Genomic DNA, 11,859 nt, shown 5'->3' on the forward strand with positions numbered 1-11,859 from the left:
GCAATAAGCCAAAAGCAAGCAGCCAACAGCTTAAAGCTTATCGCCTAAAGCCAACGCAATGAATTACTTCCTTACCTATACCGTTTATGTCCTGATTTTATCGTTATTGATGGGCATTTCCACTTGGAAACTTTTCAAAAAAATGGGCTACAATCCGCTGGTTGCTTTCGTCCCGTTTTACAATTATTTCATCATCCTGAAGGAAACCAAAAATCCGAAATGGTGGGTGGCTTTAGCCTACCTTCCCATCGTAGGGCCTATTATGATGACGGTGTTCCACATTTTGCTGATGAAGAAATTCGGCAAGCAACTCATTCAGCATCAGGTACTTACAGCCTTGCTGCCGTTCATTTATATGGCAGTTGTAAACTATGGAAAAGATACCGAGCTGGAAGACGAAACGGAATATTTCTACGCCAATACAACCGACGAACCGAAGGAAAAAAAGAAAGACACGCTGGTTGGCAGCCTTACTTTTGCCATCGTTTTTGCCACCATTATCCATCATTTCATAGCGCAGCCTTTCGGCATCCCCACAGGTTCTATGGAGCGCACAATGCTGGTGGGGGATTTTCTTTTCGTGAATAAAATGAACTACGGTTTGCGCTTACCGATGCGTCCGCTATCCATCCCGTTTTTGCAGGGAACGATAATGGATACAGGGCAGAAGGGCAACCCGAAAGACGACCCGAAATCTTATGTGGAAGCGGTGAAGCTGCCGTACTTCCGCCTTCCAGGCTGGGAAAAAGTGAAGCGGAACGACATCGTGGTTTTCAATTATCCCGAAGATTCCGTGCATACGGCTATTGACCGGAAGGACCCTTATGTAAAGCGTTGCGTGGCAGTAGGCGGCGATATTTTTGAAATGCGTGCCGGCAGAATGTACATCAACGGAAAACCTGAACGAAGGCTGGCGGATGCACAGGTGCAGCACGCTTATTTCGTGGAAACTTCCGAGCAGCTGGATATTGCGGCGCTTTACCAAGCCTATGGTTTTTTGCCTTTGCAGGAAGGGCAGACTGAGAAGGGCTTCATCTACAGATTTCAGGGCTTGACGGATGAGATTGCCAAGGACATCAAGGCTTTGCCAGAAGTGCTTTCAATGCAGGAAGAGCTGGCGCCACAAGGTGAAGGCATAATATCCTACTATCCGATAAAGCGCCACGGCGAACTTGTGGGCGATGAATTTGGAAGGGCAATGTTTTCTAAAAAAATTGACAGCACGAACAGTATCTTCCCTTTCGGAAAGCCGTGGAACCCTGATTGGTATGGCCCGCTGAAAGTTCCGAAAAAAGGCGAGACAATTACTTTAACGCCGGAAAACATCGAGACTTACAGGCGCATCATCACGCAGTTTGAAGGCAATAAACTTGAAACGAAAAACGGGCAGTTATACATCAACGGAAAGCCTACGAACCAGTACAAAATTCAGCAGGAATATTATATGATGATTGGCGATAACCGCGATGCTTCGCTGGATGCACGCTTTTTCGGCTTCGTTCCGGAAACGCACATCGTAGGCAAGCCAATGTTCACCTGGATGAGCGTGGAAGGCCTTTTCGCCGATGCCAATTCCACCTATCAGCCTGCCGGAAAACGCATTCGGTGGGATAGGATGTTCAAGGCAACCAACACCGGCGAAGCGCAGAAAACTTCGTACTGGTGGATTGCGGCGATTATTCTTATCCTTTTCTTTGGCTGGGAATATTTTGTAAAACTGTTTAAGAGAAAAGAGAAAGAAGATTAATAACGGAATTTTTTTCATTAGTAAACTATTGAGTTTATGCGTATATTTGCGAAAGTTTTAAACACAAATTATCCGTTATGAAAAAATTGATCTTTGCAATCGCCTTAGTATCGGTAGCTGCTTCTTGCAACAAACCGGCTGAAAACCAGAGCGCTTCAGAAATCAGCGAAACTGCGCCGCTGCCAAATGAAGCTACGGATGTAAATTCAAACCTGGATGCTAGCGGGAATGACCGCCAGACTGAAGGCGTGGATGTGAATGCTACCAATTCCGGCGGTATACCTAATGACTCTACAGTAGCCGCGCCTGCGCAGCCGGTAGACAATACGGGGGTATCAAGGTAATTAGCCCATCTTTAAAATGCAGGAAGCTCCATCAGGAGCTTCTCTTTTTCAATCTATATCAATATTTTTCCGTAAGGTATCGGTAGGCTTTCAGGTATTTGTTCATACGCTTCAGGTCTTTTTCTGCTAAAGCCCGGTTTACCCGCCGCAAATCCATATTATCCTGAAGGTCACACAGTTTTACCCGTACAGCAAGTTCTGACTGTAGAGTTCGGGAAAGAAAAGTATCATAATCTTCACCCTCTCGCTTGGTGAGGCAATCCAGTTCGTAAACATAGGCGCCGAAGCCTTCGGCAGTCAGTCGTTCAAAAGTCCAGTCAGGAGCGTCTTCCACTACATCGTGCAGCGCTCCGATGATTTTCTCATCCAGCGTCCGGCAATAGTTTACCACTCGCATCACATGGCCAATATATGGCGCGCCGTACTTATCCGTTTGCCCGCGGTGTGCCTCGGTGGCAATGTTTATGGCTTTGAACAACAGTTCCTCTTTAGTCATCAGGGAAAAAATAGGGGACAAATTTAGCCTTTCAAGATTTTACTAATGTTAACAGGAAATTAATTTTCGCTAAAATGGATATCCAATTGCAATATTGAGTATCAGATTATCCTTTCTCCAGTCGGAGTTACCGAAATCAATTCTGCTGAAAGCCCAGCGCTCCCCCTCAGGATAGTAGGGCACGCGCAGCGGCATGGCGAGATCGAGCCGCAGGACGAGGATATTAAAATCCAATCGGAGACCGAAACCTGCTCCCACTGCGATTTCCTTTGCCCAATCTTTGCTGAATTTTGCCCCAGGCCTATTAACATCTTCATTCACCAGCCAGATATTCCCCGCATCTGCAAAGATGGCCGCATTCAGGAATTTGTAGAGATTTGCGCGGTATTCAAGGTTGGCCTCTAGTTTTATGTCCCCAGCCTGGTCTGCATAGAAACTTGACTGCAAAAGATTCGGATCGTAGCTGCCCGGGCCTAAAGTTCTGGCACGAAAAGCCCGTATGCTGTTGCTGCCCCCCACGAAGAACTGCCTTGAAAAAGGGATGAACTCTGAGTTGCCGTACGGATAGGCGATGCCCGCATCCAACCTGGCGGCGATCTGGCTTTTCTCCCCCACGCGGTGGTATAGCCGTACATCGTGCTCCATCTTGGCATACTGGCTGAACGGTGTACCGAATATTTTTTTCTGCTTTCCTTCCTCAGCATTGGCACCGGAAATTAAACCGGATAAATTCCCCGCCAGGTCTGCCATACCTTTGTAATAGATGGTGGTTTTCTTCGGCAGCATCGTGTTGGTGTAGGTGTAGCTGTAAGTCGGTCCGTAAATGAGCTGCCGCTCCACCACGCGCCGCATATAAGGATTGCCCGCCGCTATGGAATCGAATTTTGCCGTCACTTTCTGCGGTGCCACCACGGTTACATCCAGCAGCTTCAGCTCGTGTTCTTTTCTGGCATTTTCCTTCCATAGGTAGCCGAAACTTCCGCTGAAGTTATGAAGCGTGTAAAGCTGCGTGCGGTTCTGAAATTCATAGCCGATGCTGGTGAAGGTTTTTGGCACATAGGCGCTGCTGCTCTTCACGCGGAACGGCACCAGAAGGCGCGGCACCGCCAGAGATACATTGCCACCGACACGATAGATATTGTTGGCCTCCCTGTCCCGTTTGCCTCCAACCTGCACATCGAAAGCGCCATACACGGCGGCTTTCAGGAGCTCGGCACCGCGGAAAGCATTTCTGTGAGTCCAGTTCACATTTATCTCGCTTCCCACATAGCTTGCGGAGTTGGTCTTCCCCGTAGCCTCTACGCGCAGCGACTGGAAAGCGCGCGGGGTAAGCAAGTAGTAGGCATCGAACTTACTGTTAGCTGAATCCGAAACTACAAACTGGTTTTTCACGAACTGGAATGTCCCCAGGCTGATGAGCCGGTTGAGACTCAGGTTATGATCGGCGCGGTTATAAATCTCGCCAGGTTCCACCATTAGGGCTCGTTCAAAGATTTTTGGCTTAAATTTATGATCCGGATCTACGATGTAAAATTTTTTGTAAAACTGCGTGGAGTCCGTAGTCATCGGTACACTAAGGTTATTCCTGGTGCGCCCCTGCAGGCTGTAGTCCGCAAAGACGATTACTTTATCAATGGTAAATTGCTGCCTGGAGATTTCCGGCGTATTTTCTTTTAGTTTCAGGTTCATATCCACCCGCGGCCTGCCGGTCACGGTACTGTCTGCCTGTATCACGAGATTGTCAGGATGGAAGTAGTAGAAACCGTTTTCTTTCATATGTCCGTCAATGCGGTTGCGCTCCGCCTTTACCACATCCAGATCAAATGCATCGCCCTTTTTCAGCAGGCTTGTGTTTTCCATCTTTTTTATTTCGGTAGAAACCAGGCTGGAATCCTGCTGATAGGTTACTTCGTTGATGAGGTACTGAACGCCTGGCTTCACTTCATAAGTGACCTTCGCCATTCGGTTTTTCTCCTCGGTGTCATACTTTGCCCTCGCGTTGAAGTAGCCTTTGTTTTCGGAATAATTCCTGGCAATATCCCGGTTGAAATCCCTATCCACATCGCCCATAGTGATGGGCACTTCCCCCAGGCGGTACTTCAGCCAGTATTTAAAGCCTTTATCCTTCTTCGGCTCGGATACCATTCCGTAAATGGAAAGCCTTGGGTGCATCCCCAGAAAGGAGGAATTCGGTTTCGGGCGGAGTTTTTCCTGAATTCCGTCCCGAAGTTTATTCTTCTGGCGCTTGCTCATCGTGTCATTTATTATTTCCACCTTCGCGCCGGTGTAGAGTGTTTCGCCTTCTTTCAGGTAAGTTTGGGGTCCGCACGCGGTGGCAGCGGATAGAATTGCTGCAGCACCTGCAACCTGAAATATATATGTTTTGTTATTTACTTTCATTGAAATGGATTTCCCGGCTTAGTTCCCGGTTTTCTCTGTTTTTCTTTGATTTTTGAAATATATCCTTAAACTCATTATAATCCAGGGTAATGATGAAGCTCAGGCCAGTCTCTACGATCTGCCCCTGCAGTGCCACCTGATATTCGTTTTTGCGGAAAGCGCGCAGCATATATCGTCCGTCGCGGGAGAGCTGATAATCGAGCGAAACATCCCCGGCGATGTTCGTAGTCTGCTCGTTTTGCCGTGCCTGTCCTTCCAGCGCAAAGTTGCTGCCTACCGTTACTTTCAGCCTGTCGTTCAGCAGTCGCTTGCTTACCCCAACATTCAGGTCTGTACGGGTATTTTTTTCTCCCGTGGAGTAGTCTTCAGAAGATTCCAGGTCGAAGTTTAAATCTACACCTTGAATCAGGTCGCCCGCGAGATTGTTCAGCTGCTGGCTGAGGATTTTACTTACAGACTGCCTTGCCATCATCTCGGCGGACACTCCCGACTCACTGTCGAAAGGATTTTCACCGATAAATCTGTTCAGAAGGAGAAGGGCAAAAACCTGCTTGTTCATCTCCGATTCATCCGTGCGGAGTTCTTCCAGCCTTGCCTTCGTATTATCCACCACAGAGGAGGAAACGCTGTTATTCTCCTCATCCATCGTTATGTCAAATTTTATGACAGGCTCCATCAGCTCCCCAGTGAGCTTCAGTTCGGTGTTGAATGGTATTCTTTGTTTATACTGGTTCATCTCACTTCGGGACATTCCAGAAATTTGCTGCTCCACCAGATCATACGGAGGCGCCTCCGTTCTGTAGATGGCCGTGATGTCCAGTTGCGCGAGCATAGGGTCGCCCGTCCAGATGATGGTAGACCCTTTTTGAATATCAAATTTCCTCCGGATGAGGCTTACGGACATCTCGTAGGCACCTTCTTCCACATCGTAAGTTCCCACCAGCGTGGTTTTTCCGGATGGATCCACGCCCGCGGTGAGGTCGCCCTGCCCCTGCAGTTTCACGAAATCGCCGTTCGCCTTGTCAATAAGTAGGGATATTTTTGCCTCTCTTTTTATTTCGATATTTACATTTACATCCAGCCCGCGCAGCCTGCTTTCCTTCTCCGCCAGATCTTCACTTTGCCCAGTATCGGTAGCTGCCCAAAGCTCTTTTGGGATAAATTCCACGATGCCTTCTCTATCCTGCAGTTCCGGGCTGCTCTGCGGCAGCACGAAGGTATAGTCTGTTTTATCGGTGATGCTCAGCTTACCGTCCACTTTTGGCAAATCCAGATTGCCGCCTATCGTCAAATCTGCATTAATGATGAGCAGGCCGTACATCATTTTGTCATTATCCTTTTCTGAATCTACCGCACGGAATTCATCCGCACGGACTTTCAGATCAAAGGCAAAACTTTTGTAATCCGGAGTCAGTACATCACCGTTGATAACCAGTGCGTTGCCATCTTTATCATTAATTCTGAACCGGTTAAAATTAATGCCGGTATTTGTAAACCTCAGCCCATCGTTCAGGTTGCGAAGATTGCTGCCGGTTTGCGCAATTTCCATCCCAACATCATTGAATTTGATGCTTCCCAAGATGCTCGGCTTTTCAGCGCTGCCCGTAATATCCAGCCTTCCGGAAAGGTAGCCTTCCGCATTTTTGATTTGGTTCTGCGTTAAGCCCTGCAGGCTCTTCATTTGCAGCGCCTTCATATCCATCAGCAGATTGAATTGCGCAGCCGCCGTGTTGTAAGTTCCTGTGATGGATACATCATTGTCATAGCCTGTCAGTCGGATGTCCGCATTCAGGATTTCTGCGCTGCTGTTCGAGATTTTCGCCTGTACATTGCCCACCGGATTTTCGTAAGCCGCCAAGTCTGTGATGTTCAGGTCGGCATTCAGGTTCAGGTTTTTGCCCATCAAATCACGAATCTGTGCCGTTCCGTTGATTGTTCCGGAAGCCGGAAGTTCATCCTTGCGAAGAAGTTCCGCAATGTCGTCAATTTTAAAGTTCACGATTTCCACATTCATCGGGCTCGTAAAACTTTGAGTTTCAGATTGTAAGGCAATTCTGCTGTCGTTTTTCGTTAAGACAAATTGGTCTGCAATGATGCCGTTTTTCCCGATGCTGATTTTGTTGCCTTCAGCCACTTGCCATTTTGAGTAATTCAGCACTAAATTGCCATCCAGCGAAACTTCCGTGATTTCGCCTAAACTTCTCAAGTTTCCGGCCGCCAAAAATCTCGTTTCATCCTTCTCATCCTTCGCCGAAAGATTGTAGGTAATGGTGTTGTTCTGCACATCACCATCGATGCTCACCTTGTTCAGCGCCAAATTTTCGTTATGCAGTTCCTCGGCATTCAGGCTGTAGAGTAGGGCAGGGCCTTCGTTGCGAACGCTGAGTGCCGCATTTTCAATATGGTTTTCGCCGTACTGCAACTGTGGAATTTTAGCATTGATCGCTAATGATTTCCTGTCTGCTGCAAAATTTCCGTCCAGCGCAATGGTTTCAAAGGATTTAAGCTCTGGCACGAATTTCCGGATTAAATCATCATCCTTGATTTTTGCCGAGAAATCGAAATATTGTCCCGGCGAAATCTTCTTCTTCGGCGCAGAAATCTGGTAATATTCATTCACGGTCTGCATCAGTGCATCGCCAATTTCCGTGAGTTTATACCTTCCTTCCAGATCCACATCGGCAATTTGCGAAGTGAGTTGCAGGCTGTTTTTTTCATTGTTGGAAACCGCCGTCAAACGAATTTCTTGCAAAGGATACACGCCGTTTTTATCCGTAATCTGCAGCTGATCAATGAGCAGGCCACCATTCAGAAAATCAGGGTTAATGTTCGTGAAATCCGCTGAAAGTGAGCCTTTTAGCGCCAGGGCTTCCTTGTAAAAACCAAGTTTGTAAAGGTCCACATTTTTCAGGTCGCCCTGCATTTTTATCGTAGGATTATTGTCGCGCAGCATTCCGCTTGCCACAAGTTTCAGGTTGGCATTCGCATCTTTGGAATCGAGGTTGAGGCGGTAGCTGCCGTGGTTCAGTTTCCCATCCAGCCGAACATTTTGATAGCGGTAGCCGTTGAAATCAAACGCCGAAAGATTGCCGGAAATTTGCGCTGTGCCCTTCATCACATCAAAGTTTTGGCCTTTGGCAATCACTTTTCCGCTCACCAATCCCAGCTGATTATTTTGGGTGATTTTCCCGATGTTCAGCCTGTCAAGCTCTGCGGCTACATCATAAAGTTCCGCACCTTTTCTGCGCAAATCTGCCCGCGCATTTATTTTCGCATTTCCAGCGGTAGAATTAAGGTTGAGATTTGCCGCCAGATTATTGGCAAAACCTTTCGCCGTTCCGCGAATTGTAAACGCCGCCGGAAGGCTGATGTTCTGCGGAATCGTGCCCTTCGGAACCAGATTGTAAATCGTTTTCGCTTCGCTCGAAAGCTCCCGGATGTTCAGGTCGAAAAACAGGTTGTCCGGGTTGCTCACCGCATTCTGAATTTTTCCAGAAGCCAGCACCACGGTTTTGTCAATCCCTGTCAATTTAAAACGGTTAATCTGCAAATCATCCAGCCTGCCGAAAATCCCGGTATCCAAATTCATCACAGCATTTGGGTAGGTGCTGAACGGCGCGGTTTTCTGCAAACTTGGCACCAGATTCAAAATGTCCGAAAATGCAATTTTTGAATTGCGGATGTTCGCCGCAACCTTCACATTTCCAGGATTTTGGCTGAGTTCTTGGATGGAATTGTAATCTAAAATAATTTCATCGCGCAGCAAGGTTTTCGGCGTTTGCAGCAGCAGAGATTTTAGGTACGCCTGCTTTTCGGCATACAGAAAATCAGTATGCAGCTTTTGAATGTTCAACCCGCTTTTTTCCTGAATTTCCGCAGAATTTATCGTGCCTGCAAACTGACCTTCGTTCATTTTGAAATTCCATAATTCCAGGTTTAACTTGCTGACATCCAAATGATTAGGGTCTAAACCTGCCTGCCTACCAACCGCAGTATTGTTGTAGCGCAGCTTCACATCTTGCAACTTTCCTTTGCCCAAAACTAAGGTCATCGGGTTACCGCGGTCGTTTTTCGCTTCAGGGTCGGCGTTTCCGTTGGTTGGCGGTGTGTACAGGTTCAAATCGATATTGGCACCGGAAAGCAAAAGGTGCGGAATTTCATAATCATTACGCTCAATATCGATTTTCTTAACCTTTGTATTCAGCTCTCTGAACAGGATTTTGGAATTCATCCGTGAATTTTCATCCTGAAAATCAATATCGAAATTCGTGAACTTTATCCCGGCCAAATCCAGCCTCATCGGTTTTTTCTCACGAAGGGAATCCACCTTTTCATCGGCTTTTTCCGCCACTTCTTCCAGCAAATCCTGCTTCAGCCGAAATTTCAGCCCATCCATCACAATATCGCCGATCGCATAGGTATTCTGGTCAATGTCGAACTTCTTCACCCTTGTATCGAAGTAGCGGAAGCGCACATTCATATCGTTTCTCGCCTGTTCATCGCGGAAACTTACGCCTATATCCTGCAGCTTAATTTTGTCGAGCGAGAGGATGAACGGCTTGCTTTCGGAACTTTTCTCTTCCTTGTTGGTAAAGGCATCCACGAAATAATCGAAGTTGAAACTACCATCTTCTCGGCGCACAACATTGGCACGGATTTTTTCCAGATCAATGGAGGTAAGCTTCGCTTCGTTCCGCAGCAGCGCAGGAATATCCAGCCCTACATCGAATTTTTTGGCGAATAGCAGCGTGTCCACATCCTGGCCCTGCAGGTACAGGTTTTCCATCACCAGGCTGTTCGGGAATTTTATGGCGAGCCTTTCCAGCTCCACATTCGTTTTTACCTTTTCTTCCAGGTAGCTTACGAGTTTGTTTTTCAGCGCATTCTGGACGCCAGGCATCTGCACCGCACCAATCAGGATGAAGACCAGCGCCAGAACGCTGAGCAGGATGATGGCCAAAACGCGAAGTATCTTTAAAAGGCGTGCCTTCAAAATTGTGAATTTCCGCAAAGATAGAAATTCAGGGAAGATTTTGGAAGCCCTGCGAAAAATACGGATTGTATCCTTTAAAAATTTCGAGGAAAATTTTCTAAAGTTGCATCGGGATGATTAGGTTAGGAATGGATGAATTTCCTAAAAAATAAAAAAAATCAGTTACCGGCTTTCCAATAACTGATTTTTCCGCTTTGTAGCGGGGACACGACTAAAACGCCAATCCATATCCGCCTGTAAATCATTTATTTAACAACTTCTGGCTACTGGTTTTCGTGACTATTTCAGGACTGTTTCTTTATTGTTTTCATTAAAATCTTCAAGTTTTCCGCCTGCAAATCCATCAGATTAAGCGTCATCTTCAGGCTTTGGCGTATGTTGTTGTGGCTCGTCATCACATTGCTGAATATTATTTCCCAATCGTCTTTTCCAGCTCCATAGTTTTCCGAATGCTCGGTAACCACCGGCACGCTTTCAGCTGCTTCGCGGATGATGAAGGTTTCCGGATCGAAACCGTACAGCTCGGAAAACTTAAGAACCATTTCCAAATTCAATTTTGTACGGCCTTGCAGCACCATCGAAAAAGTGTTGCTGTTTTTTCCAATAGATTCAGCAACCTGCGTTTTGGTAATTTTCTGTTTTTTCAAATTTTCAACAGCATTTCTAAACGCAGGAAGATTAAATTTTAATTCACTCATTATCAAATAGATAAATAATTATTTAAAATTTTTACTAAAAATATTTTGATAATCAGTAATTTTCTGTAATTTTGTAATAACATTTCTGTAATTACACAAATGTAACTAAAAATGATACTTACGGACGAACTTTTAACAAGAATTATTACCGACGGTGATTTCTCGAAGAATCTTTCCACGGCTCTCGGCACAAAACATTGTTAAGATAAATTATTTCCATAAGATCACCTTTGTTCAGATTTTTAGTCACGGAAAAAACTTCTTCGTGACCGGTTTCGTGACCAGGAAAAAAAGATGCCTACCAAATCAATCGAGCGCAAGGCTCTGTTTGCCGATAACTCGCACAATGATTTGACAGGCAATCGAAATTTTGTAGCGGGGACACGACTCGAACGTGCGACCTCCGGGTTATGAGCCCGACGAGCTACCTACTGCTCTACCCCGCGGTTTTGAATTGCAAAGATACAACTTATTTTTAAATATCCAATTTTTTTAAAAAAATTCATCACAAAAAAGAATTGTTAAAAAAAGTTAAAATGCAACGCAAAGGGAATCTCGGCACCACTATTGCATCTTTTTTAGAAGTTTAATCAAATTAAAGATATAAATTATGGCTACAGATTACAGACCGGAATACAGAGAAGATTATGTATCCCGAGTATTCAACACAAGAGAAGAAGCGGATGCTGCTTATGACCGCCTGAGACAAAAAGGATACACAGAGGATGAGGTGAATGTAATGATGTCCGATGCTACCAGGGATAAATATTATACAAATTCTGATATAGACTCGCAACTTGGTGATAAAGTAGCGGAGAATGCGGGCAAAGGTTCCCTTATTGGTGGCTCTATCGGCGCCTTGGTAGGTGCGATTGCAGCTATCGGCACTAATGTACTTCTTCCGGGTGTAGGCCTCATCGTAGCGGGACCCCTTGCAGCAGGTCTTGCAGGTGCAGGAACAGGCGCTGCCGCTGGTGGCCTTATCGGCGCGCTTACGGGTATGGGCGTTCCGGAAGAGGAAGCGCAGCGCTACGAAAGCGACATCAAAGATGGCGGTATTTACCTTGGCTACAGGCCGAAGAATGCCGATGATGCTAGAGAAACCTATGATGAGTGGTACTCTGCAAGATAAACCACCTACAAAAATTAGGATGAAATTCCCGGCGGATTGCCCGGGAATT

The 11,859-nt window shown here is 46.3% G+C and carries 7 protein-coding genes and 1 tRNA gene; 3 read left to right on the plus strand and 5 right to left on the minus strand.

The window, feature by feature from the left end; all coding sequences use genetic code 11:
- Positions 1–58: 58 nt before the first annotated feature.
- Complete coding sequence (lepB, locus tag IMZ16_RS01995) at positions 59–1,747, plus strand: signal peptidase I (protein ID WP_193440277.1); 1,689 nt, start codon at positions 59–61, stop codon at positions 1,745–1,747.
- A gap of 77 nt (positions 1,748–1,824) precedes the next feature.
- The gene (locus tag IMZ16_RS02000) at positions 1,825–2,091 is read left to right on the plus strand and encodes a hypothetical protein (protein ID WP_193440278.1); all 267 of its coding nucleotides are present in this window, start codon (positions 1,825–1,827) and stop codon (positions 2,089–2,091) included.
- A gap of 58 nt (positions 2,092–2,149) precedes the next feature.
- Here IMZ16_RS02000 and IMZ16_RS02005 read toward each other — a convergent pair whose 3' ends face one another.
- The 5 genes from IMZ16_RS02005 to IMZ16_RS02025 all read right to left on the minus strand — a co-directional run bounded on the left by IMZ16_RS02005 (position 2,150) and on the right by IMZ16_RS02025 (position 11,124).
- On the minus strand, positions 2,150–2,587 hold the full coding sequence (locus tag IMZ16_RS02005) for an HD domain-containing protein (protein WP_073179501.1): 438 nt from the start codon (positions 2,585–2,587) through the stop codon (positions 2,150–2,152).
- A gap of 69 nt (positions 2,588–2,656) precedes the next feature.
- Positions 2,657–4,987 carry a translocation and assembly module lipoprotein TamL gene (gene tamL / locus IMZ16_RS02010; RefSeq protein ID WP_193440279.1) on the minus strand — a complete coding sequence of 777 codons (2,331 nt, stop codon included), beginning with the start codon at positions 4,985–4,987 and terminating at the stop codon, positions 2,657–2,659.
- Positions 4,974–9,980, minus strand: a complete 5,007-nt coding sequence (locus IMZ16_RS02015; protein ID WP_317173233.1) for a translocation/assembly module TamB domain-containing protein — start codon at positions 9,978–9,980, stop codon at positions 4,974–4,976. Before IMZ16_RS02015 ends, tamL begins: the two co-directional genes overlap by 14 nt.
- Positions 9,981–10,264: 284 nt before the next feature.
- On the minus strand, positions 10,265–10,627 hold the full coding sequence (locus IMZ16_RS02020; RefSeq protein WP_193440280.1) for a helix-turn-helix domain-containing protein: 363 nt from the start codon (positions 10,625–10,627) through the stop codon (positions 10,265–10,267).
- Between the two features lie 424 nt (positions 10,628–11,051).
- Positions 11,052–11,124, minus strand: a tRNA-Met gene (locus IMZ16_RS02025).
- Positions 11,125–11,288: 164 nt separating this feature from the next.
- Here IMZ16_RS02025 and IMZ16_RS02030 point away from each other — a divergent pair.
- Positions 11,289–11,810 (plus strand): hypothetical protein, encoded by a 522-nt coding sequence (locus IMZ16_RS02030; RefSeq protein WP_193440281.1) that lies wholly within the window; start codon positions 11,289–11,291, stop codon positions 11,808–11,810.
- The last annotated feature ends 49 nt before the right edge of the window (positions 11,811–11,859 follow it).

The sequence above is a fragment of the Cruoricaptor ignavus genome (assembly GCF_014961145.1).
In the GTDB taxonomy this organism is placed as follows: Bacteria; Bacteroidota; Bacteroidia; order Flavobacteriales; family Weeksellaceae; genus Cruoricaptor; species Cruoricaptor ignavus.

Excerpts from the sequence above, each read along its gene's own strand:
- IMZ16_RS02030 (WP_193440281.1), top strand. The coding sequence starts at position 11,289 with ATGGCTACAGATTACAGACCGGAATACAGAGAAGATTATGTATCCCGA.
- IMZ16_RS02005 (WP_073179501.1), bottom strand. The coding sequence starts at position 2,587 with ATGACTAAAGAGGAACTGTTGTTCAAAGCCATAAACATTGCCACCGAG.
- tamL (WP_193440279.1), bottom strand. The coding sequence starts at position 4,987 with ATGAAAGTAAATAACAAAACATATATATTTCAGGTTGCAGGTGCTGCA.
- IMZ16_RS02000 (WP_193440278.1), top strand. The coding sequence starts at position 1,825 with ATGAAAAAATTGATCTTTGCAATCGCCTTAGTATCGGTAGCTGCTTCT.
- lepB (WP_193440277.1), top strand. The coding sequence starts at position 59 with ATGAATTACTTCCTTACCTATACCGTTTATGTCCTGATTTTATCGTTA.